Below are 21,618 nucleotides of genomic sequence, written 5' to 3'. Positions count from 1 at the left end.
ATTGCCGGGCGGCTCTCTGTCATCGTGTAATCCGTGATGTGCGTCTCACCACCCCCGAACGGGGGTGGTGAGCGGGCAGGTCCATGACGGTCCACGGCGAAGGGGCGAGCGGTGAGGGCGGACGCGTCCGGGGCGGCGGAGATCCGTGGTGCGCTGGTACGGCTGCGGCGTGCGACGGGCCTTCCGGTCGCCTTCGGCGGCCTGGTCGAGCCGGGCCGGCCGCGGGTGCGGATCAGCGAGCTGAGCGGCACGACGACGCTCGCGCTCAGGGCGCTCGCGGTGAGCTCCGGCAACGGGCTGGGCGGCAAGGCGGTGGCGCTCGCCCGTCCGTGCGCGGTCACGGACTACTCGCTGTCCCCGCGGATCAGCCACGAGTACGACATCCCGGTCGCCGCGGAGGGGCTGCGCTCGGTGCTGGCCGTGCCGGTGGTCGTACGGCGCCGGGTGCGCGGCGTGCTGTACGGCGCGCTGCGGACGGCCCAGCCGCTGGGCGACCGGACGCTGAGCGCGGCCGTGGAGGCGGCGCGGGACGTGGAGCAGGCGCTGGTGGCGGAGGAGCAGGCGTGGGACCTGCTGGCGGCGTCCCGTGCGGCGCCCGCCCCTCGGGATCCGGCGGACGGGGCCGTCTGGGAGCAGGTCCGCGAGGCCCACGCGGCGCTGCGCGCGCTGGCCCCGCGTATCTCCGACCCGGCCCTGCGCGCCGAGCTCCTCGACGCCTGCGGCCTGTTGACCACGGCGTCCGCTCCGGTGCCGGGCGTGAGCCTGGCCCCCCGCGAGCTCGACGTGCTGACCTGCGTGGCTGCGGGCGCGACCAACGCGGCCGCGGCGGCCCGGCTGGGCCTGAGCCCGGAAACCGTCAAGGGCTACCTCCGCTCGGCCATGCGCAAACTGGGTGCCCACACCCGGGGAGAGGCCGTGTCCACAGCCCGCCGGGCAGGACTCCTGCCCTAGTGACTTATTCATTCACTGGCGCTTTGAATATGGGCATGCCGCAGGCGCTGTTATTTCCCTCACCACGCCGGCTGTCCGAAATTCACGGGCAGGTTGCCTAGAATTTGGCCCGACCACGACACTCGAGGGGAGCGGTGACCGTGCGACGGGACTTGAAGGGCCCTGCGAACTACCGTTCCGACCTGGTCATCGGCCAGGAGGAGCCGTCCGCGGCGGCACGGGAGCAGCTCGCGCGCGGTGGAAGTGTGCTGCTGCACGGGCCGGCCGGAATTGGAAAGTCGACGGTGCTGCGGGCATTGGCCGCGGAATACGCCCCGATCGCCCGCACCGTGTTGCGCTGCTCCGCCACCGAGTCCGAATCCCACCTGCCCTTCCTCGCCCTGGCCGACCTCTTCGGCCTGGTCCTGGACGAGGTGTCCGGCAAGCTGCCCGCCGCCCAGCACACCGCGCTGGAGTCGGCGCTCACCGGCCGCGGCGAGTCCACCCTCCAGCGCGACGGTCTCGCCCTGCGCCTGGCCGTGCTGTCCACGCTGCGCGCGCTCGCCGCGAAGGGCCCGGTCCTGATCGTCGCCGACGACCTCCAGTGGCTGGACGCGGCCAGCGCCGAACTGCTCGGCTTCGCCGCCCGGCGCCTCGGCGAGACACCCGTGCAGATGCTGTGCGCGGTACGGACCGAGCCGGAACAGGCGGAGCGGTACGACCGCCATCTGCGCGCCTGCCCGCCCGACACCCTCTCCGTCCGGCTGGGCCCGCTGACCCGTACCCAGGTCTCCGCCCTGCTCGGCCACCGCGGGTACGCCGGCCTGCCCCGCTCCACGGTCCGCGACATCCACCGCACCAGCGGCGGCAACCCCCTCTTCGCGCTGGAGCTGGGCCGCGCCCTGGCCGAGAGCCCCACCCCGCCCCGGCCGGGCGAACCGCTGCCGGTGCCGACCTCGCTGCGCGCCCTCGTCCTGAGCCGCCTGGAGATGCTGTCGGACGAGGCCCGCCGCACCCTCCTGGTGGCCAGCGCCGGCGCCCGCCCCACCCCCGCCCTGCTGCACGCGGCCGGCCGCGGCAACGCCGAGGCCGAGTGCGCGCAGGCCGCCGAACTCGGGCTGCTGGCCACGGAGCCGGAGGGCCCGGCCGTACGGTTCGCGCACCCGCTGATATCGGCCGCGCTGTACGCGGAGGCGCCCGCCCAGGAGCGGCGCGCCGCCCACGCCGCCCTGGCCACCGCCGCCCCCGACCCCATCGAGCGGGCCCGGCACCTGGCACTGGCCACCACCGGCACCGACCCGGAGGTGGCCGCCCGGCTCGCCGAGGCCGCCGCGCTGGCCCGGGACCGCGGGGCGCCCTCGGTGGCCGCCTCGCTGGGGCTGCTCGCCGCCCGGCACACCCCGCCCGGCGGTGGACCGGGAGGCCCGGACGATCGGCGGTTGCAGGCCGCCGAGGACGCCATCACGGCCGGCGAGGTGGACCTCGCCCGGGACATCGCCCGTGAGGTGCTGACCCGGGCCACCGTGCCCGCCGAACGGGTGCGGGCCTGGATGGTGGTGATCGAGTCGGCCGGTCAGGCCCTCGGGGACGTGGACGCCGTCTTCCCGCAGGCGCTGGCCGACGCGGGCGACGACCCTCGGCTGCTCGCCCTGGTCCACTACCAGCTGGCCTGGCGCGGCCTGGTCGTGCAGGGCGACTTCGCCGAGGCCCGCCAGGAGGCCGCGCACGCCGCCGAACTGGCGGCGCGCGGCCGGGACCGGCGCAACGAACTGATGGCGCTCGCCTTCCAGGCCTCCACCGAGACCCTGATGGGGCATCCGAACGCCCCGGCCACCATCAAGCGGGCGCTGAGGGAGCCTCAGGACCCGTACGTCGCCTGCCATCACAACGGCGTCGGCTCGGCCCGCTACCGCTGGCTGCTGATGAGCGACCGGCTCGCCGAGGCCCGGGCGACCATCACCGCGCTGCTGCGCGAGGTGCGGCGGCGCGGCATGGTCGAGAGCGAGGTGCACTTCCTGCGCCTGCTCGCCGAGACCGAGCTGCGCTCCGGCCACTGCGGCCGGGCCCTGGACCTGGCCCGCGAGAGTCTGCGGATGGCCCGGGACACCGGCATCGGCGAGAGCGCCTCGGCCACCCTGGCCTCCCTCGCCGAGGCGTCCGGCGGCAGCACCGACCGGGCGCTGGCGCTGGCCCGGGAGGCGGTGGGGCACGCCGAGGAGGACGGCGACCAGATGTATCTCTCGCGTGCCCTGACCGCCCTGGGACACGCCCAGTTGGTGGCCGGGGACGACCAGGCAGCCGTGACGGCGCTGCGCCGGGTGCGGGAGCTGGAACTGGGGCTCGGCATCACCGATCCGGCGCGTGGCCGCTGGCACGGCGACCTCGCGGAGGCCCTGGTGCGGACCGGGGAGCGGGCCGAGGCCCAGCGCGTCATCGACGTGGCCCGCGAGCACGCGCTGCGCCTCGGCCGCGAGAGCGTGCTGGCCGTCCTCGACCGGTCCGAGGCGCAGGTGCGGGCGGCCCGCGGCGACCAGGACGCCGCCGTGGCCCAGGTGACGTCCGCCCAGGACCGGCTGGCGAAACTCGGCAACGGTCTGGAGGAGGCCCGCGCCGCGTTCGCACTGGCCCGGCTGCGCGCCCTCGCCCCGGCCCTGGGAGTCGGCCGGGCGGGGACACCCCTCGTACCGGGACCGGCGTCGTACGCCGAGGCGGCGCGGCTGTTCCGGCGCTGCCGCGCGCTGCCGTGGCTGCGCCGGGTGGAGGAGGCCGCCACCGCCCGGTCCGCGCGGCAGCCGGAGGTGGCCCCGGCGGCGCTGGACGGGCTGGCGGCGATGGAGCGTCAGGTGGCGGCGCTGGTCATGGAGGGCGCGACGAACCGGGAGATCGCCGCACGGCTGTTCATCAGCGTCAAGACGGTGGAGGCGACCCTGACCCGGGTCTACCGCAAGCTGGGGATCCGTTCGCGCGTCGACATCGTCCGATTGGCGGCAGGCCGGCGCGCGAAGTGAGCGCGGCGCGGGTTGACTGACCGCGTGGACGCCAGTGAGACCAGTGAGAACGGCGCCAAAGGGCGCGGCAGGAGGAGCGAAGACCACCGGGCCGTGCCGGGGCACCGGGTGGGACCGAGGGTTTTCCCTGCCCAACTCCCCTAGGGGGTTCCCTCATTGGAGGAGGGTGGGCCCGGTCCTAGCGTAAGGGACGTGCCGCTCGCCCGGGCACACGGGACCGAGCACGGATCCCACGGCTCCCGTGCTCCCCCGCCCGCGCGATCCCCCACCGGCCTGCCCCAAGGAGACGCATGTTCGGCCTCACCCGCGCCAGACGGACCGCCGCCGCGGTCGTGGTCGGCGCTGCCGCGGCCGCACTGCCCACCGCCCCTTCCGCGGTCGCCGCCTCCTCCACGGCCACCTCCCCCACGGCCGGCTCCCCCACGGCCTCCTCCCCCCGGCCCGTCGTCGGCGGTACGACGACCACGACGGCGGAGTACCCGTTCGTCATGCAGATCACGGACGCGTCCGGCAGCCAGTTCTGCGGCGGCACCCTCGTCGCGCCCACGAAGGTGGTCACCGCCGCGCACTGCGTGGTCGGCGAGACCACGGACAACGTACGGGTGGTGGGCGGCCGCACCCGCCTCGACGGCACCGACGGCACGGTCGGCGAGGTCCGCGGAATCTGGTTCGACCCCGGCTACACGGACGCCGCCAACGGCGCCGACGTGGCCGTGCTCACCCTGAAGTCGCCGATGCCGTACGCCACGGCGCGGTACGTCTCCCCCACCGCCACCGGCGTGTACGCGCCCGGTATGACGGCCCGCGTCCTGGGGTGGGGCACCACCGGCGAGAACGGCGGGGGCGCCGGCCGGTTGCGCGTGGCGACGGTGCCCGTCGTGTCCGACACCGACTGTCGCCACTCCTACGGCTCCGATTTCGTCGCGAGCGACATGGTTTGCGCCGGATACCCGTCCGGCGGCGTTGACACCTGCCAGGGCGACAGCGGCGGTCCCCTGCTCATCGGGGGCGTCCTGGCAGGGATCACTTCCTGGGGCAACGGCTGTGCCGAGGCGGGCCGGCCGGGTGTCTACACCCGGCTGGCCTCCTTCTCCAGCCTCGTGACCGAGCAGGTCCGGTCCTGACCTGAGCCGTGCCCCGGTGAAAGCCAGGGGGCGTTGCGAGCCACCACGAGCGGCCCGCAACGCCCCCTTTCCAAAGCCTGATCGGTCTCCGTGGCCGCCGGGCCTCCGTCATCAGGGCCCTGGCCCGTCCGGTCCGGCGGCGGGTGGTTCGGTGGCCTGCCAGCCGGACCAGCGGCGGACGGTGATCGCGATCACCGCTCCGTGCGGCGGGATCTCACGGTACTGCGGGTACTTGCGCAGCAGCCGGGCGAGCGCGGTCCCGTACTCCACCGCGGTCCGCTCGTCCTCCGCGCCGGGCGGCACGATCCTCGCGTCGCCGTCGGCTCGGGCCCACCACAGGCGGTTCCAGTCCTCGTCGTAGTCGTCCACCAGGAGGGACACGGACCCGGTGGCCTCGATGTCGCGCAGGCGTCCGAGCCGGGTCGTGGTCTTCGGCTTGCGGTCGACGGCCGTCACGATGCCCTCGTCGCCGAGGGCGGCGAACACCGTGGGCACCAGGTGCGGGCGGCCCGCCGCGTCCACCGTGGCCAGTCGCGCCACCCTCGCGGCGAGGAACCGGCGTCGCGCCTCACCGGGGTCCATGCGGGGCACGTGCGTGTCTCCCCTCTGCCGTCTCTCAGCCGTCCGCCGCCTCCCAGCCGTCCGCCGTCTCTCGGCCCTCCGTCAGGACCCGCAACACCTCCTCGTCCGTCAGCTGCTCGAAATCGTCGTACCAGACGCCCACGGCGGTGAAGATGAGCGGCTGGTGGAGGCAGATCAGCTCGTCGGCCTCGGCGTGCAGCGCCCGGACGGCGTCGGGTGCGCCGACGGGGACGGCGAGGACCGTGCGCGCGGGCGCCCGGCGCCGCACGTGCCGCAGCGCGGCGCGCGCGGTGGAACCGGTGGCCAGACCGTCGTCGACGACGATCGCGGTACGTCCGCCGAGGTCCGGGGCGGGACGGCCGTGGCGGTAGCGGTCGGCGCGGCGGTGCAGTTCGGCGCGTTCGCGCTCGACCACCGGGGCGAGGTCCTCCTCGGTCAGGCCGAGCAGGTTCAGGGCCGTCCTGTCGAACAGCGGCGGGTCGTCCCCGGCGATCGCGCCGAGGCCGTACTCCTCCTGCGAGGGGGCGCCGATCTTGCGGACCACGACCACGTCCAGCGGGGCGTCCAGCGCCCGCGCGACCTCCCGGGCCACCGCGACGCCGCCGCGGGGCAGCGCCAGCACCACGGGGTCGGGCAGGGCGCCCGCCTCGCACCGGGCGCGCAGCCGTTCGGCCAGTCGGCGGCCGGCCTGAGCGCGGTCACGGAACCTCATGGGCGTCCCTCCTTCCGCCCCGCGGGCCGGGTACCCCGCCGCATGCGGCCGACCCCGTCCCGCGGGCGCCGTCCGGCCGGTCCGGTTAGTCCGGGGTGTGAGGGGCAGTCGGAGAGGACTCACGGCAGACCGGTTCCCCGTAGGAGCAACAGTGTCGACAGGCCGACTCCCCGATCGCGAACAGCGGATCCTGAACGAGATAGAACGCGCCCTCAGCCATGACCGCCGTCTGGTCCGGCGGATGCGGTCCGGACGCAGGCGCCGGGACCTCTCCCGGGTGGCGTCCTACGCTCCTCGGCCGTGGACCGTGGTGCTGCTGGCAACGGTCTCCGTCGCCCTGCTGACGGCCGGTGCCGTCACCGCGGAGCCGGCGGTGATCTGGGCGTTCGCGGCGGTGTGGCCGGTGACGCTGTTCTCCGCCCTGCGGCTGCTGTGCCGCCGGACGGAGTCCTGACGCGCCGCGCCGTTCCCCTGTTCGACCCCGCTATACACCGCGTCTATACCTGCGGTTTATAGTCCCGACATGCCTTTCGCAACCAGGAAGACGATCAAAACGGAGGCCCGGTTCCGGGCGTTGGCGGCACTGACGGCACTGGCGGCCGCGTGTCTGGCGCTCACCGGCTGCGCACGCGACAGTACGGCGCCGAGCGACGCACGGGCGCACCCCGCGCCGGGCGCGCCGGCCGGGTTCGGCACGGTGGACTGCCGTCACGCCAAGTGCGTCGCGCTGACCTTCGACGCGGGGCCGAGCGAGAACTCCGCCCGGCTGCTCGACATCCTGAAGGAGAAGCAGGTACCGGCGACCTTCTTCCTGCTCGGCGCCCGGCACATCGAGAAGTACCCGGAGCTGGTCGTGCGCATGGCCGCCGAGGGCCACGAGGTGGCGAACCACACCTGGGACCACCAGATCCTGACCCGGATACCGGCGGAGCGGGTACGCGAGGAGATACGGCGCCCGAACGAGGAGATAGAGCGGCTGACCGGACGCAAGCCGACCCTGATGCGCCCGCCGCAGGGCCGCACCGACGACACCGTGCACCGGATATCCAAGGAACTGGGCATGTCCGAGGTGCTGTGGAGCGTGACCGCCAAGGACTACACCACGACCGACTCCGAGCTGATCACCCGGCGCGTCCTGGACCAGACCTCCCGGGACGGGATCATCCTGCTGCACGACATCTACGCGGGCACGGTGCCCGCGGTGCCCGGAATCATCGACGCGCTGAAGGAGCGGGGGTACGTCTTCGTCACCGTGCCGCAGTTGCTGGCACCGGGCAGGGCGGAGCCGGGCAAGGTGTACCGACCCTAGGGTCTGTTGAGCCAACCGCGTGAGCGGGGGGCGAACGCACAGGGGGAGGCCCCTCATTGCCTACGATCGTGGCGTGGTGAACTTCTCGCTCGAACGCACCGCGCCGCTCCCCCTCGACGAGGCGTGGCGGCGGATCACGCGGTGGTCGCGGCATGCCGACGCGGTGCCGCTGACCCGTATCACCGAGGTCACGCCCGCGCCCACCCGTACGGGCACGGTGTTCGTGGCCCGTTCGGGGATCGGTCCGCTCGGCTTCGACGATCCGATGGAGGTCACCGTGTGGCGTCCGCCGGCCGACGGCGAGGCGGGACTGTGCCGGGTGGAGAAGCGGGGCCGGGTGGTGGTGGGCTGGGTCGAGTTCGAGGTGCGGCCCGGTCCCGGGGGCCGTACGCGGGTGGTCTGGCGGGAGGAGCTGCGGGTCCGTTTCCTGCCGACCCTGTTCGACGAGCCCCTGCGCGGCGTGGCCCGATCGGTGTTCGGACGGGCCCTGAACCGGCTGCTCAGGCAGCCCGGCTGACGCCTCGTCAGGCAACCGAACCGATCCGCCGGGCGCCGGCCGGCACTGCGTCGTGGTGGATCGGGGTGTGCGCGCCGACGAGGGGCGCGCCGCTGCCGCCGCGCCGCTCGGCGACGATCTCGGAGGCGATCGACAGGGCCGTCTCCTCGGGTGTACGGGCTCCGAGGTCGAGCCCGATCGGGGATCGCAGCCTCGCCAACTCCAGCTCGCTCACGCCGACTTCGCGCAGCCGCCGGTTGCGGTCGAGGTGGGTGCGGCGCGAGCCCATGGCGCCGACGTAGGCCACCGGAAGGCGTAGCGCCAGCTTGAGCAGGGGAATGTCGAACTTGGCGTCGTGGGTCAGGACGCACAGCGCCGTGCGGGCGTCGACGCCGGTCCGGGCGAGGTACTCGTGCGGCCACTCGACGACGATCTCGTCGGCCTCCGGGAAGCGCGCCCGGGTGGCGAAGACAGGCCGGGCGTCGCACACGGTGACGTGGAAACCGAGGAACGTGCCGATCCGCACCAGCGCCGAGGCGAAGTCGATCGCCCCGAAGACGATCATCCGGGGCGGCGGCACCGCGGACTCGACGAGGACCGTGAGCGGGGCGCCGCAGCGCGAGCCCCGCTCGCCGATCTCCAGGGTGCCGGTGCGCCCGGCGTCCAGGAAGGCGGACGCCTCGCCGGCGACCGTGCGGTCCAGTTCCGGGTGGCCGCCGAAGCCGCCCTCCCGGGAGCCGTCCGGGCGGACCAGCAGGGCCCGGCCCAGCAGTTGGCCTGGGCCTGACACGATCCGGGCCAGGGCCGCTGCCTCCCCCCGCGAGGCGGCGGTCAGCGCGGACGCGGTCACGGTACGGGCCGGGTCGGTGGCCCGCACCGGGGTGACGAGGATGTCGATGACGCCGCCGCAGGTCAGCCCGACGGCGAAGGCGTCCTCGTCGCTGTAGCCGAAGCGCTCCAGGACGGTTTCGCCGTCCTGGAGCGCCTGCCGGCACAGCTCGTACACGGCGCCCTCCACACAGCCGCCGGAGACCGAGCCGATGGCCGTGCCGTCGGCGTCCACCGCGAGGGCGGCACCCGGCCGGCGCGGTGCGCTGCCGCCGACGGCCACCACGGTGGCCACGGCGAAGTCGCGTCCCTGCGCGACCCACCGGTCCAGTTCCTCGGCGATGTCCAGCATCTGTCGGTCTCCTTGCGGCGGTCGTGGGGAGGGCTCGTCGGCGGCGGGCGCGAGGCCCTAGGGCGCAACAGGCCCTAGCGCACGCCCAGCCAGTTCTCGATGGGGTGGAGGGCGAAGTACACGAGGAAGAGGGCCGTCAGGCCCCACATGAAGGCGCCGATCTCCCGGGCCCTGCCCTGGGCCGCCTTGATGGCGGTGTACGAGATGACGCCGGCCGCGACTCCGGTGGTGATGGTGTACGTGAACGGCATCAGGACCACGGTGAGGAAGACCGGGATCGCGGTGGACCGGTCGGCCCAGTCCACGTGCCGGGCGTTCATCAGCATCATGGCCCCGATGACCACCAGCGCGGCGGCGGCGACCTCCTGCGGGACGATCGCGGTGAGCGGGGTGAAAAACAGGCAGGCCGCGAAGAACAGGCCGGTGACGACCGAGGCGAGGCCCGTACGGGCGCCCTCGCCGACGCCGGTCGACGACTCGATGAACACGGTCTGCCCGGACCCGCCGGCGACACCGCCGATCGCGCCGCCCGCGCCGTCGATGAACAGCGCCTTGGACAGGCCGGGCATCCGGCCCTGGTCGTCGGCGAGCTTCGCCTCGGTGCCGACGCCGATGATGGTGGCCATCGCGTCGAAGAAACCGGCGAGGACCAGGGTGAAGACGATCAGGCCGACCGTCATCGCGCCGACCTGGCCCCAGCCGCCGAACTCGACGTGCCCGAAGAGCGAGAAGTCGGGCATCGACACCGCGCTGCCGTGCAGGGCGGGCGCGCCGCCCACCCAGGCGTCCGCCTTGACGACGCCCGCGCCGTTCAGGACGGCCGCCGCCACGGTGCCGCCGACGATGCCGATGAGGATGGCGCCGGGGACGTCACGGGCCTGGAGCACGAAGATCAGCAGCAGGGTGCAGGCGAAGAGCAGCACCGGCCAGCCGGCGAGTTCGCCGGCCGGGCCGAGGGTGAGGGGGGTGGACTTGCCCTGGTGCACGAAGCCGGACTTGTAGAAGCCGATGAGCGCGATGAACAGGCCGATGCCGATGGTGATGCCGTGCTTGAGCGCCTGCGGGATCGCGTTCATGATCATCTCGCGCAGGCCGGTGACCACCAGCAGCATGATGACCACGCCGTAGATCACGCACATGCCCATCGCCTGCGGCCAGGTCATCTGCGGCGCGACCTGTGAGGACAGTACGCCGGACACGGACAGGCCGGCGGCGAGGGCGAGCGGCACCCTGCCGACGACTCCCATCAGCAGGGTGGTGAGGGCCGCGGCGAACGCGGTCGCGGTGATCAGGGCCTTCTGGCCGAGGGTGTCACCGGCGGCGTCCTTGCCGGACAGGATCAGCGGGTTGAGGAGCAGGATGTACGCCATCGCCATGAAGGTGGTGACGCCGCCGCGCACTTCACGCGCGACCGTGGATCCCCGCCGGGATATGTGGAAGTAGCGGTCGAGCCAGGACCGGCCCGCCGGGACGCGGCTGCCCGCGCCCGCGTCCTCGGCGGTGGTCCTCGGCTCCACTGACTGCTCGGTCATGGGGCCATCTCCCAAGGTTCACAGGGGTACCCGATGCCGTCGACGGCATACGGGATCTGGGAATGGACGACCCGGGGGACGGCCCGAGACGAACGGGTGGGGTACCCGGGGGGAGCGAACTCCCCCCGAGGGCTGAGCGGTTCGGACGCCGCGGGATCACATGCCGGTGAGGTGCTCCGGCCGGACCGGGGTGCGGTTCAGCTCCAGCCCCGTCGCGTTGCGGATCGCCGCCAGGACGGCGGGCGTGGACGACAGGGTGGGGGCCTCGCCGACGCCGCGCAGCCCGTACGGCGCGTGGTCGTCGGCGAGTTCGAGCACGTCGACGGGGATGGTCGGCGTGTCGAGGATGGTGGGGATGAGGTAGTCCGTGAACGACGGGTTGCGCACCTTCGCCGTCTTCGGGTCGACGACGATCTCCTCCATGACCGCCACGCCCAGGCCCTGGGTGGTGCCGCCCTGGATCTGGCCGACGACGGACAGCGGGTTGAGCGCCTTGCCGACGTCCTGGGCGCAGGCCAGTTCGATCACCTTCACCAGGCCGAGGTCGGTGTCGACCTCCACGACGGCGCGGTGCGCGGCGAAGGAGTACTGGACATGGCCGTTGCCCTGGCCGGTGCGCAGGTCGAAGGGTTCGGTCGGCCGGTGCCGCCACTCCTCCTCCACCTCGACGGCCTCGTCCTCCAGGACGTCCACCAGGTCGGCGAGCGCCTCGCCGCCGTCGGTGACGACCTTGCCGCCCTCCAGGAGGAGTTCGGCGGTGGCCCAGGCGGGGTGGTAGGAGCCGAACTTGCGGCGCCCGATCTCCAGGACCTTCTCCCGCACGAGCTCGCAGGCGTGCCTGACGGCGCCGCCGGTGACGTACGTCTGCCGGGAGGCGGACGTCGAACCGGCGCTGCCCACCTGGGTGTCGGCCGGGTGGATGGTCACCTGGGCGACGCCGAGTTCGGTGCGGGCGATCTGCGCGTGGACGGTGACGCCGCCCTGGCCGACCTCCGCCATCGCGGTGTGCACGGTGGCGACCGGCTCGCCGCCGACGACCTCCATGCGGACCTTGGCGGTCGAGTAGTCGTCGAAGCCCTCGGAGAAGCCGACGTTCTTGATGCCGACCGCGTAGCCCACCCCGCGGACGACACCCTCGCCGTGCGTGGTGTTGGACAGGCCGCCGGGCAGTTGCCGGACGTCGGCGCCCTCGGAGCTCTCCCACTGGCGCTCCGGCGGCATCGGCATCGCCTTGACGCGGCGCAGGAGTTCGGCGACCGGGGCCGGCGAGTCGACCGGCTGCCCGGTGGGCATGAGCGTGCCCTGGGACATGGCGTTCAGCTGCCGGAACTCCACTCGGTCCATGCCGACGGCGTCGGCGAGCCTGTCCATCTGCGCCTCGTAGGCGAAGCACGCCTGGACCGCTCCGAAGCCGCGCATGGCGCCGCAGGGCGGGTTGTTGGTGTAGAGGGCGACGGCCTCGATGTCGACGTCGTCGACCTCGTAGGGGCCGACGCCGAGCGAGGCGGCGTTGCCGACGACGGCCGGGGAGGCGGAGGCGTACGCGCCGCCGTCGAGCACGATCCGGCACTTGACGTGGGTGAGTTTGCCGTCCTTGGTGGCTCCGTGCTCGTAGTAGAGCTTGGCCGGGTGGCGGTGGACGTGCCCGAAGAAGGACTCGAACCGGTTGTAGACGATCTTGACGGGCTTGCCGGTGCGCAGCGCGAGGAGGCAGGCGTGGATCTGCATCGACAGGTCCTCGCGCCCGCCGAAGGCGCCGCCGACGCCGGACAGCGTCATGCGGACCTTCTCCGGCGGCAGGCCGAGCACCGGGGCGATCTGGCGCAGGTCGCTGTGCAGCCACTGGGTGGCGATGTAGAGGTGGACGCCGCCGTCCTCCTCGGGCACGGCGAGTCCGGACTCGGGGCCGAGGAAGGCCTGGTCCTGCATGCCGAAGGTGTACTCGCCGCGCACGACGAAGTCGGCTCGCTCCGCGGCCTGTTCGGCGTCGCCGCGGACGATCGGCTGGCGGTGGACGATGTTGGGGTGCGGGACGTGGCCCGCGTGGTGGTCGGTGCGGTTCTCGTGGACGAGGACGGCGTCCGGCGCGGTCGCGGAGGCCTCGTCGGTGATCACCGGCAGTTCCCGGTACTCCACCTTGATCTTGGCGGCGGCGCGGCGGGCGGTCTCGGGGTGGTCCGCGGCGACGACGGCGACGGGCTCGCCGTGGTGGCGGACCTTGCCGTGGGCCAGGACGGGGGTGTCCTGGATCTCCAGGCCGTAGTTCTTCACCTCGGTGGGCAGGTCGTCGTAGGTCATCACGGCGTACACGCCCGGCAGGGCGAGGGCCTCGGCGGTGTCGATCGAGACGATCTCGGCGTGCGCGACCGTGGAGCGCAGGATCTGGCCCCAGAGCATGTCCTCGTGCCACATGTCGGAGGAGTACGCGAACTCGCCGGTGACCTTGAGGATGCCGTCCGGGCGGAGCGTGGACTCGCCGATGCCGCCTCTGGTCTGCGAGCCCTGGGTGATTTTCGTGGGAGCGCCGGTGGCCGCCATGGTCAGACCCCCTCTGACTGCCGGGCGGCCGCCAGGCGGACCGCGTCCATGATCTTCTCGTAGCCCGTGCAGCGGCACAGGTTGCCCGACAGGGCCTCGCGGATGTCCGCGTCGGTCGGGTTGGGGTTGCGCTCCAGCATCTCGTCGGCGGCGACCAGCAGGCCCGGGGTGCAGAAGCCGCACTGGACGGCGCCCGCGTCGATGAACGCCTGCTGGATCGGCGAGAGCTCTCCCTCCACTCCGGCGACTCCGGTCCGCGCGCCTGGGCCCCGCGCCTGCCACCGCTGGGCGTCCTCCAGCGCGGTGCCGCGGTCGCCCGCGCCGCAGGCGTCCGCACCACAGGCGTCCGTGCCGCCCGACCGCTGCCTGGCGAAGTCCGCCAGGCCCTCGACGGTCACGACCTCGCGGCCCTCGACCTGGCCCGCGGCGACCAGGCAGGAGCACACCGGCACACCGTCCAGGCGCACCGTGCAGGAGCCGCACTCGCCCTGCTCGCAGGCGTTCTTGGAGCCGGGCAGTCCCAGTCGCTCGCGCAGGACGTACAGCAGGGACTCGCCCTCCCAGACGTCGTCGGCCTGCTGCGGGCGTCCGTTGACGGTGAAGTTGACGCGCATCACGCGGCCCCCTCGTTCGTGCGGCGGGCGCCGCGGTACGACTCCCAGGCCCAGGTGAGTGTCCGGCGGGCCATGACGCCCACCGCGTGTCGGCGGTAGCTCGCGGTGCCCCGGACGTCGTCGATCGGGTTGCAGGCGGCGGAACACAGCTGCGCGAACTGCTGGGCGACCGACGGGGTGATGATCTTTCCGTTGTCCCAGAAGCCGCCCTCGTCGAGCGCCGCGTTCAGGAAGTCCTCGGCGGCCCTGGCCCGGATGGGCGTGGGTGCGGCCGAGCCGATGCCGGTGCGTACCGTCCGGGTCTCCGGGTGCAGGGCGAGGCCGAAGGCGCACACGGCGATGACCATGGCGTTGCGGGTGCCGACCTTGGAGAACTGCTGCGGTCCGTCGGCCTTCGCGACGTGGACGGCGCGGATCAGCTCGTCGGGCTCCAGGGCGTTGCGCTTGACGCCCGTGTAGAACGCGTCGATCGGGATGCGGCGGGAGCCGCGGACCGACTCCACCTCGACCTCGGCGCCGGCCGCCAGCAGGGCGGGGTGGGCATCGCCGGCCGGGGAGGCGGTGCCGAGGTTGCCGCCGACGCCGCCGCGGTTGCGGATCTGTGGGGAGGCCACCGTGTGCGAGGCGAGGGCCAGGCCCGGCAGCTCGGCCCGCAGGTTCTCCATGATCTTCGAGTACGGTACGGAGGCGCCCAGCCGTACGCCGTCCTCGCCGACCTCCCACTCGTGGAGGTCCGAGACGCGGTTCAGGTCGAGGAGGTACTCGGGCCGGCGGTGGTCGAAGTTGATCTCGACCATCACGTCGGTGCCACCCGCAATCGGCACAGCTGCGGGGTGCTCGGCCTTCGCGGCGAGCGCCTCCTCCCAGCTGGCGGGGCGAAGGAAGTCCATGACCGGCTCTCTTCTTCGTCTCGTGAGTCGTACAGATTGAGCCAATCCGTGTGCGGCGGGCCCGGCTCGCTCCTGTCCCTTTTACGCGGAGTGGGGTCAGTACACCGTTCACCGCTCCGGCGCGGTCAGTCACCGAAAACATGAAGGGTTTGGCTGGCCAGCGCGGGCATCTTGTAGATTCGTATGAACCGGGGCCTTCGGAAACCTCTTCGGTTCCCCTGGAAACAGAGGACGCCGGGAGGACGCGGACCCCGCCTCCTGGCGGAGCTGCTGCCCGGCCGCGCGGCCGGGCCCTCGCCACATGATCCATCGTACTTTTCGAGACACAGAACGGCGGCGACGAGAATGCGGCTGCGCGCACTGCTGGACACCGATGCGCTGGGCCTGAAGCTGCTCGGCGGGGAGGACGAGCTGGACCGCACCGTCCGGGGCGTCATGACCACCGACCTGCGCGATCCCAGCCGCTACCTCTCCGGCGGTGAGCTGGTGCTGTCCGGGCTCGCCTGGCGCCGGGACCCCGCCGACTCCGAGCCGTTCGTACGGATCCTGGTGCGGGCCGGGGTGGCCGCGCTGGCGGCCGGTACGGCCGAGCTCGGGCCGGTGCCCGACGACCTGGTGGCGGCCTGCGCCCGGCACCGGCTCCCGCTGTTCACGGTGGAGGAGTCGGTGGCGTTCGCGACGATCACCGAGCATGTCGTGCGGCAGGTGTCCGGCGAGCGCGCCGGTGACCTGGCGGCCGTGGTGGAGCGGCACCGCAGGATGATGACGGCAGGACCGGCGGGCGGCGGCCCGGACGTGGTGCTCGACCTGCTGGGCTCCGACCTGGACCTGCGGGCCTGGCTGCTCTCCCCCACCGGCCGGCTGATCGCCGGGCCCAAGGTGGCGGGTCCGACGCCGGCCGCCGACATGTGCTCCCGGCTCGCCGCCGAGCACCTGGCGGCCGCCCGTACCGGCCGGCACGGCCCGCACCGGGTGGCGCTGGGGCCGACGACGTACTCCCTGTTCCCCATCCGCGGCGGCGGCCGCTCCGCGCGGGCCGCGCGGGACGCGCGCGAGACGGCGCTGTCGGACTGGCTGCTGGCCGTGGAGGCGGACGCGGGCGAGTGGCCCGAGGAGCGGCTGGACCTGCTCCAGGGCGTCACCCAGCTGATCGCGGTCGAACGGGACCGCCGGGACGCGGCCCGCACGGTGCGCAGGCGGCTGGCCCAGGAGGTGCTGGAGCTGGTGCAGACCGGCGCGCCGCCCGCGGAGATCGCCGCGCGGCTGAGGGTGGCCGCGCCGGTGCTGCTGCCCGGCCTCGGGGCGGCCCCGCACTGGCAGGTGGTCGTGGCCCGCGTCGAGTGGGACGACGGGCGGAGCGAGGGCGGGCGGATCGCCCAGTCGCTGCTGGAGGAGATCCTCGTCGACCCCCGCAGCACCGGTCCCGAGCCCTCCGACCGGATCGCCGTGGCCCACACGGACGACGAGGCGGTCGCCCTCGTTCCGCTCCCGGCCGTCTCGGCCGAGCACGACGGCCCCGAGACCGAGACCTTCGCCGACGCGCTGCTGGAGGCCGTACGCGAACCGCTGTCGGCCGGTCTCGACGGCGACGGGCGGCTCACCCTGGGCGTCAGCGCGGCCGTGCACTCGGCCGAGGGGCTGCACGGGGCGCTGGAGGAGGCCCGGCACGCCCGGCGGGTCGCCGCGGCGCGACCGGGACGCGTCTGCGCGGCCGGGCACCAGGAGCTGGCCTCCCACGTCCTGCTGCTGCCCTTCGTCCCGGACGACGTGCGCCGCGCCTTCACCGCGCGGCTGCTCGACCCGCTGCGGGAGTACGACCGCCGGCACCGCGCCGAGCTGATCCCCACCCTGGAGGCCTTCCTCGACTGCGACGGCTCCTGGACCCGGTGCGCCACCCGGCTCCACCTGCACGTCAACACGCTGCGCTACCGGGTCGGGCGTATCGAGCAGTTGACGGGTCGTGACCTGTCCCGCCTCGAGGACAAGCTGGACTTCTTCCTGGCGCTGCGCATGAGTTGAGGCCGCGGCGGACGAGGTGGCCGCGCCACCTGCGGCCTCTTCCGTCGCACGACTTTGTGAAATTTTTCACCCATCCTCTTGGCCGGGCCACGCATTTCGTGCTGAGATGCCGCCACCACTCAAGGCTCGATGGCGTGCTCGGGGAGGGCAACGTGGCGCATACCGCCATGTCTGGTAACGGAACGACCCCTGGTGACGATCCACTCCAGACCGCGGTATGGCGGCTGCGCTCACGCGCGTGCTGGGCCGACGCGGCGGCGCTGCTCCAGTCGGCCACCGCGGCCGCGGCGCTGCAGAGAACCGTGCTGCTGGTCGAACGCTGCCTCTACACCGAGGCGGGCTGGGAGGAGGCCGAGGACGCGCTGCGCTCCGCGGAGGCGCTGGCCGACACCGACGAGGAGCGGGGCGCCGCCGCTTGTGAACGCGGGTACCTTGCCTACGCGGCCACGCTGCACGGCGTCCGGGACCGGGCGGACGAGGCACGGTCGGCGCTCGGCCGGGCCGCGGCGCTGGTCCCGCCCGGGGCGGTGGGGCGCGCCCTGCTGGACTTCCGGCGCGGCCTGATCGCCGAGAACCTCACCCGCTCCCCGCAGGCCGCGCACGCCGCGTACCGCCGCGCGCACGCGGGTGCGATCGCCCACACCGACCCGCTGCTGCTCTCCTTCACCTGGCGCCATCTGGCCGGACTGGCCATGCGGGAGGGCGAGTTGGCCGAGGCCCGGAACGGATTCGCCGAGTCGCTGCGGATCCGCGAGGAACTGGGCTACCTGGTCGGCACCGCGCCGGCCCTGGTCTCCCTGGCCGACGCGGAGACCGAACCGGAGGCCTCCCGCCTGCGCGAGGAGGCACGGCGGCTGTTCCGGCTACTGGGGGGTGTGCCGACGTGGCTGGCCCGACAGCTGGCCCCGGCACCGACCCCACCCGCGACGGGCACGGCCACGGCCTGAGCGGGGGGGCGCGGCCCGCACATGGCCCGCGCCCTCGGCCCGCGCCCTCAGTCCGCGCCCGCGAAGTGCTTGGCGACCAGGGCGCGTACCACGTCCAGGTCGCGGGCGACGAGGGCGTCCAGGAGGGCCGTGTGTTCGGCCGCGTCGGCGACGAGGTTCGCGTGGGCCGGGCGGGTGGAGCCGCCGACGAGGGGCCACTGCGCGCGGCGGTGCAGGTCCTCGGCGATCTGGACGAGCTGCTCGTTCCCGGACAGGGACAGCACCGCGCAATGGAAGGCGCGGTCGGCCTCGGCGTAGGTGGCCCGGCACCCGGAGGAGGCGGCCCGCACGCTGGCTTCGGCGAGCGGCCGCAGCTCGGCCCATCGCTCGACGGGCACGTGGCGGGCCAGCCGCAGCATCACCGGCACCTCGAGCAGGGCCCGCACCTCGGCCAGCTCGGCGAGCTCGCGGTCGCCGCGCTCGATCACCCGAAAGCCCCGGTTGGGCACGACCTCGACGGCGCCCTCCAGCGTGAGCTGCTGCATCGCCTCGCGCACAGGGGTCGCGGAGACCCCGAACCGCTCGCCGAGCGCGGGCGCGGAGTAGACCTCGCCGGGTCTCAGCTCCTCCGCCACCAGGGCGGTGCGCAGGGCCTGCAGGACCTGGCCGCGCACCGAGGAGCGCCGCACGAGGGGGCGTCGGACGGGCCGCTCGCCGTGCGTGTGCTCGCCGCGCACGCCCGGCTCCTGGAGGTCCGCGGCGGCGGAGGCCTCCCGTTCCGACCGCGGATCCGCGGCCTGCGGCTGGCGCGGCACACGGGGCACGGTGTCCCCGCCGGCCCCGGGGGCCCGGATGCCGGTGGAGTCCTGCGCGCCCTGCTTCACGGTTCTCCTCCGGGCTTGCGGTGCTTGAGATGCTTGTGGTCATTACGGCGGGTTGTCATCCAGCCGTCAAGCACCTTAGGCAATGTAGGCCAAGGCTTCACATTCCCGAGAGCTGAAGTAAGGTGAGCCTTACCTTCATTCGAGCGGGAAACGGTGGTCCGGCATGCCTGTGCCCTCTTCGGCCGTAGCGGACGCCTACGCCCGCCTCACCGAGGTCTTCCCCGGGCTCACGGTGACGGAGACCGGCCCCGGCGAGCCGGTCCCGGACGGCGGCGGCTGGACCTCGGCCGCCTCCCTCGCGTCGGGCGGCAGCGACCTGGACGCGTTCCTGGCCTGGGACGACGCCCAGGTGCTGCGGGACTACGGCACCCATGCCCGCCCGGACGTCGTGGCGAGCTTCGGACTGCACCGCTACGCATGGCCCGCCTGCCTGCTGTTCACCGTGCCGTGGTTCCTGCACCGCCGGGTGCCCCGCCTCCCCGTGACCCAGGTCTCCTACGACCGGACCGCCGGCCGCATGGCCGTGCGCCCCGCCTCGTTCGCCTGCCTGCCGGGCGACCCGGCGGCCGCACTACCCGGCGCGCGCGTCGTGCGCGACGAGGAGGCGCTGCGGGCCGAACTGCGCTCGGCCGTCGCCGAGCACCTGGAGCCGGTACTGGCCGGATTCGGACCCCGCATGCGGCGGCGCGGACGCGCCCTGTGGGGCATGGCGACCGACGAGATCGTCGAAGGCCTCTGGTACGTCGCCCATCTGCTCGGCGAACAGCGGCGGGCGGTGCACGAGCTGGAACTGCTGTTGCCAGGAGCGACCCGGCCGTACGTCGGCTCCGCCGCCTTCCGGGAACTGACGGGGCCGAACGGCGAGCTGATGCCCACCCGCGACCGGGCCAGCTGCTGCATGTTCTACACCGTGCGCCCCGAGGACCTCTGCGCGACCTGCCCGCGCACCCGCGACGCGGACCGGATCGCCAAACTGGCGGCGGCCGCGGTGGGCTGAGCCTCCGTCACGCGCTGCCCGACCCCGCCCCAGCGGTCGGACGCGCCCCCGTGATCGCGTAAGATCACCCCCGACTGGGACACCCACAAGGTCACAGGTGATTCACGAATCCCTCACCTGCCGCGGGAAATTTCCACGGAACCACCGGCACGGGTAGTCTTATTCGAACTCAACTCCCGCCCCTCAAGCGGCAGTTCGAGCAGAACGCCGCCCCGGGCATCCCCCTTGCACCTCCTTGGCGGCCTCTTGCCCCGAAAACCCCTGAGGGCCGACGGGATTGGGCAACCATGGCGGGCGTCACGCCCTATCCCAATGCAAGGGACCCCAGATGAGACTGACCGACATATCGCTGAATTGGCTGCTTCCGGGCGCCGTGCTGCTCGTGGGCGTGCTGACGGCGGTTGCGGTGGTGGTGCGCGGCAAGCGCTCCTCCGGGGAGAACGCGAGCGCGGACGACTCGTGGGAGCGCAGCGAGGAGCGCCGCAGGCGCAAGGAGGCCGTCTACGGCACGGCCTCCTACGTGTTGCTGTTCTGCTGTGCGGCGGTGGCCGCCGCCCTCTCCTTCCACGGCCTGGTCGGCTTCGGTGAGCAGAACCTCGGCCTGACCGACGGCTGGCAGTACCTGGTGCCGTTCGGCCTGGACGGCGCGGCGATGTTCTGTTCGGTGCTCGCGGTGCGCGAGGCGAGCCACGGTGACGCGGCGCTCGGCTCCCGGATACTCGTGTGGATGTTCGCGGCCGCCGCGGCGTGGTTCAACTGGGTGCACGCGCCCAGGGGCATCGACCACGCGGGGGCGCCGCACTTCTTCGCGGGCATGTCGCTGTCGGCCGCGGTCCTGTTCGACCGGGCGCTGAAGCAGACCCGCCGGGCCGCCCTGCGCGAGCAGGGCCTGGTGCCGCGCCCGCTGCCGCAGATCCGCATAGTGCGCTGGCTGCGGGCCCCCCGTGAGACCTACAAGGCCTGGTCGCTGATGCTCCTCGAGGGCGTGCGCAGCCTGGACGAGGCGGTCGACGAGGTGCGTGAGGACGAGCGACAGAAGGCGGAGACCCGGCGGCTGCGCCGCGATAAGGACCGCATGGAGCGGGCGCAGCTGAAGGCGCTCAGCCGGGGCCACCGCGGCTTCATCGGGCGCGGCGGCCGGCAGGTCGAGCAGCAGGCCCTGGAGCGCGGCTCCGCCCAGGTCGCTACGGAGCCTGCCATAGCGGCGGCGGAGCTTCCCGTGCTCGCGCGTCCGTCCCTTCAGCCCGTCCGCAAGGGCTCTGAGAGCTCCTCCTTCGACCTCACCGCGGAGGACGACACAATGGCGCTGCCGCGCCTCGACTCCCTGGAGCGCAAGCTGAAGGACCTGGAGCAGCAGTTCGGCTAGGAACGAGTCGACCGGATCGGTGAACGGGTGGGGGGCGCGGCCGTGCGGGCCGCGCCCCCCACCCGTTCATGCGGCGTCCGCGCCCAGTTCGAACCAGACGGACTTCCCGACGTCGTGCGTGCTCACGCCCCAGGTGTCCGCGAGGGACTGCACCAGGACCAGTCCCCGGCCGCCGGTGCCGTCGCCCGTCCCCGGTGCCCGGGGCCTGGGCCGACGGGCCACGAAGTCCCGTACCTCCACCCGCAGTCCGCGCGGTGACACGGTGGCCGTCACGATCGCGTCGTCGTCGGTGTGGACGAGCGCGTTGGTGACCAGTTCGCTGGTGAGCAGTTCCGCGACCTGAGACGTGTCGGGCCCGCCCCAGTGGCGCAGCAGTGCGCGCAGCGCCCGGCGCACCTCGGGCACCGCCTTGAGATCGGCCCGCCCCAGTCTGCGCCTGAGCTGGGGCGCGACGGGCGGTCGCGGTAAGCCGTCCACCGTTCCGTCCGCCTGCCCGCCCGCCGGGCCTCCC

The 21,618-nt window shown here is 73.5% G+C and carries 19 protein-coding genes; 10 read left to right on the top strand and 9 right to left on the bottom strand.

Annotated elements, in window-relative coordinates; translation table 11 throughout:
- The first annotated feature begins 111 nt into the window (after window positions 1-111).
- The 3 genes from ACIHCX_RS06755 (at window position 112) to ACIHCX_RS06745 (ending at window position 5,062) form a co-directional block, all read left to right on the top strand.
- On the top strand, window positions 112-951 hold the full coding sequence (locus tag ACIHCX_RS06755) for a response regulator transcription factor (protein ID WP_400027302.1): 840 nt from the start codon (window positions 112-114) through the stop codon (window positions 949-951).
- Window positions 952-1,085: 134 nt separating this feature from the next.
- Window positions 1,086-3,938 carry an AAA family ATPase gene (locus ACIHCX_RS06750; protein WP_400027301.1) on the top strand — a complete coding sequence of 951 codons (2,853 nt, stop codon included), beginning with the start codon at window positions 1,086-1,088 and terminating at the stop codon, window positions 3,936-3,938.
- Between the two features lie 290 nt (window positions 3,939-4,228).
- A complete protein-coding gene (locus tag ACIHCX_RS06745; protein ID WP_400027299.1) occupies window positions 4,229-5,062 on the top strand; it encodes a S1 family peptidase in 834 nt (277 codons plus the stop codon).
- Window positions 5,063-5,173: 111 nt separating this feature from the next.
- Here ACIHCX_RS06745 and ACIHCX_RS06740 read toward each other — a convergent pair whose 3' ends face one another.
- A complete protein-coding gene (locus tag ACIHCX_RS06740) occupies window positions 5,174-5,653 on the bottom strand; it encodes a TIGR03668 family PPOX class F420-dependent oxidoreductase (protein WP_400027297.1) in 480 nt (159 codons plus the stop codon).
- Window positions 5,654-5,678: 25 nt separating this feature from the next.
- On the bottom strand, window positions 5,679-6,356 hold the full coding sequence (locus tag ACIHCX_RS06735; protein WP_400027295.1) for a phosphoribosyltransferase: 678 nt from the start codon (window positions 6,354-6,356) through the stop codon (window positions 5,679-5,681).
- Between the two features lie 151 nt (window positions 6,357-6,507).
- Here ACIHCX_RS06735 and ACIHCX_RS06730 point away from each other — a divergent pair, with 151 nt between their 5' ends.
- The 3 genes from ACIHCX_RS06730 to ACIHCX_RS06720 all read left to right on the top strand — a co-directional run bounded on the left by ACIHCX_RS06730 (window position 6,508) and on the right by ACIHCX_RS06720 (window position 8,182).
- A complete protein-coding gene (locus ACIHCX_RS06730) occupies window positions 6,508-6,810 on the top strand; it encodes a DUF3040 domain-containing protein (protein WP_400027293.1) in 303 nt (100 codons plus the stop codon).
- 69 nt (window positions 6,811-6,879) lie between these two features.
- Window positions 6,880-7,665 carry a polysaccharide deacetylase family protein gene (locus ACIHCX_RS06725; protein ID WP_400027291.1) on the top strand — a complete coding sequence of 262 codons (786 nt, stop codon included), beginning with the start codon at window positions 6,880-6,882 and terminating at the stop codon, window positions 7,663-7,665.
- Between the two features lie 73 nt (window positions 7,666-7,738).
- On the top strand, window positions 7,739-8,182 hold the full coding sequence (locus ACIHCX_RS06720) for an SRPBCC family protein (RefSeq protein ID WP_400027289.1): 444 nt from the start codon (window positions 7,739-7,741) through the stop codon (window positions 8,180-8,182).
- A 7-nt stretch (window positions 8,183-8,189) separates the two neighbouring features.
- On the opposite strand, the gene ACIHCX_RS06715 is transcribed toward ACIHCX_RS06720, so the two are convergent.
- The 5 genes from ACIHCX_RS06715 to ACIHCX_RS06695 form a co-directional block, all read right to left on the bottom strand.
- A complete protein-coding gene (locus ACIHCX_RS06715) occupies window positions 8,190-9,341 on the bottom strand; it encodes an XdhC family protein (RefSeq protein WP_400027288.1) in 1,152 nt (383 codons plus the stop codon).
- Window positions 9,342-9,415: 74 nt separating this feature from the next.
- The gene (locus tag ACIHCX_RS06710) at window positions 9,416-10,873 is read right to left on the bottom strand and encodes an NCS2 family permease (protein WP_400027286.1); all 1,458 of its coding nucleotides are present in this window, start codon (window positions 10,871-10,873) and stop codon (window positions 9,416-9,418) included.
- Window positions 10,874-11,029: 156 nt separating this feature from the next.
- On the bottom strand, window positions 11,030-13,411 hold the full coding sequence (locus ACIHCX_RS06705; RefSeq protein ID WP_400027284.1) for a xanthine dehydrogenase family protein molybdopterin-binding subunit: 2,382 nt from the start codon (window positions 13,409-13,411) through the stop codon (window positions 11,030-11,032).
- Between the two features lie 2 nt (window positions 13,412-13,413).
- Window positions 13,414-14,025 (bottom strand): (2Fe-2S)-binding protein, encoded by a 612-nt coding sequence (locus ACIHCX_RS06700; protein ID WP_400027282.1) that lies wholly within the window; start codon window positions 14,023-14,025, stop codon window positions 13,414-13,416.
- The gene (locus ACIHCX_RS06695; protein ID WP_400027280.1) at window positions 14,025-14,915 is read right to left on the bottom strand and encodes an FAD binding domain-containing protein; all 891 of its coding nucleotides are present in this window, start codon (window positions 14,913-14,915) and stop codon (window positions 14,025-14,027) included. Before ACIHCX_RS06695 ends, ACIHCX_RS06700 begins: the two co-directional genes overlap by 1 nt.
- Window positions 14,916-15,260: 345 nt before the next feature.
- Here ACIHCX_RS06695 and ACIHCX_RS06690 point away from each other — a divergent pair, with 345 nt between their 5' ends.
- Window positions 15,261-16,934 (top strand): PucR family transcriptional regulator, encoded by a 1,674-nt coding sequence (locus ACIHCX_RS06690; protein ID WP_400027279.1) that lies wholly within the window; start codon window positions 15,261-15,263, stop codon window positions 16,932-16,934.
- A gap of 167 nt (window positions 16,935-17,101) precedes the next feature.
- Window positions 17,102-17,881, top strand: coding sequence for a hypothetical protein (locus ACIHCX_RS06685; protein ID WP_400027277.1), 780 nt, complete (start codon window positions 17,102-17,104; stop codon window positions 17,879-17,881).
- A gap of 47 nt (window positions 17,882-17,928) precedes the next feature.
- Here the strand turns inward: ACIHCX_RS06685 and ACIHCX_RS06680 are convergent, their stop codons facing one another.
- Entirely contained in the window at window positions 17,929-18,744 is an 816-nt protein-coding gene (locus ACIHCX_RS06680) for a GntR family transcriptional regulator (RefSeq protein ID WP_400027275.1), read from the bottom strand.
- 163 nt (window positions 18,745-18,907) lie between these two features.
- Here ACIHCX_RS06680 and ACIHCX_RS06675 point away from each other — a divergent pair, with 163 nt between their 5' ends.
- The gene (locus ACIHCX_RS06675) at window positions 18,908-19,741 is read left to right on the top strand and encodes a (2Fe-2S)-binding protein (protein ID WP_400027273.1); all 834 of its coding nucleotides are present in this window, start codon (window positions 18,908-18,910) and stop codon (window positions 19,739-19,741) included.
- Window positions 19,742-20,069: 328 nt separating this feature from the next.
- Window positions 20,070-21,107: a DUF2637 domain-containing protein gene (locus ACIHCX_RS06670; RefSeq protein ID WP_400027271.1), complete on the top strand. Its 1,038-nt coding sequence runs from the start codon at window positions 20,070-20,072 to the stop codon at window positions 21,105-21,107.
- Window positions 21,108-21,173: 66 nt separating this feature from the next.
- Here the strand turns inward: ACIHCX_RS06670 and ACIHCX_RS06665 are convergent, their stop codons facing one another.
- Window positions 21,174-21,584: an ATP-binding protein gene (locus tag ACIHCX_RS06665; RefSeq protein ID WP_400027269.1), complete on the bottom strand. Its 411-nt coding sequence runs from the start codon at window positions 21,582-21,584 to the stop codon at window positions 21,174-21,176.
- Between the last annotated feature and the right edge of the window lie 34 nt (window positions 21,585-21,618).

This window comes from Streptomyces sp. NPDC052043 (assembly GCF_044548235.1).
Lineage (GTDB): Bacteria > Actinomycetota > Actinomycetes > Streptomycetales > Streptomycetaceae > Streptomyces.
This window is presented reverse-complemented; position numbering and strand designations above follow the sequence as displayed.

What these genes read in the sequence shown, in the direction of transcription:
- ACIHCX_RS06745 (WP_400027299.1), top strand. Translation starts at nt 4,229, where the DNA reads ATGTTCGGCCTCACCCGCGCCAGACGGACCGCCGCCGCGGTCGTGGTC.
- ACIHCX_RS06715 (WP_400027288.1), bottom strand. Translation starts at nt 9,341, where the DNA reads ATGCTGGACATCGCCGAGGAACTGGACCGGTGGGTCGCGCAGGGACGC.
- ACIHCX_RS06695 (WP_400027280.1), bottom strand. Translation starts at nt 14,915, where the DNA reads ATGGACTTCCTTCGCCCCGCCAGCTGGGAGGAGGCGCTCGCCGCGAAG.
- ACIHCX_RS06690 (WP_400027279.1), top strand. Translation starts at nt 15,261, where the DNA reads ATGCGGCTGCGCGCACTGCTGGACACCGATGCGCTGGGCCTGAAGCTG.
- ACIHCX_RS06710 (WP_400027286.1), bottom strand. Translation starts at nt 10,873, where the DNA reads ATGACCGAGCAGTCAGTGGAGCCGAGGACCACCGCCGAGGACGCGGGC.
- ACIHCX_RS06670 (WP_400027271.1), top strand. Translation starts at nt 20,070, where the DNA reads ATGAGACTGACCGACATATCGCTGAATTGGCTGCTTCCGGGCGCCGTG.
- ACIHCX_RS06705 (WP_400027284.1), bottom strand. Translation starts at nt 13,411, where the DNA reads ATGGCGGCCACCGGCGCTCCCACGAAAATCACCCAGGGCTCGCAGACC.
- ACIHCX_RS06735 (WP_400027295.1), bottom strand. Translation starts at nt 6,356, where the DNA reads ATGAGGTTCCGTGACCGCGCTCAGGCCGGCCGCCGACTGGCCGAACGG.
- ACIHCX_RS06725 (WP_400027291.1), top strand. Translation starts at nt 6,880, where the DNA reads ATGCCTTTCGCAACCAGGAAGACGATCAAAACGGAGGCCCGGTTCCGG.
- ACIHCX_RS06675 (WP_400027273.1), top strand. Translation starts at nt 18,908, where the DNA reads ATGCCTGTGCCCTCTTCGGCCGTAGCGGACGCCTACGCCCGCCTCACC.
- ACIHCX_RS06685 (WP_400027277.1), top strand. Translation starts at nt 17,102, where the DNA reads ATGTCTGGTAACGGAACGACCCCTGGTGACGATCCACTCCAGACCGCG.
- ACIHCX_RS06700 (WP_400027282.1), bottom strand. Translation starts at nt 14,025, where the DNA reads ATGCGCGTCAACTTCACCGTCAACGGACGCCCGCAGCAGGCCGACGAC.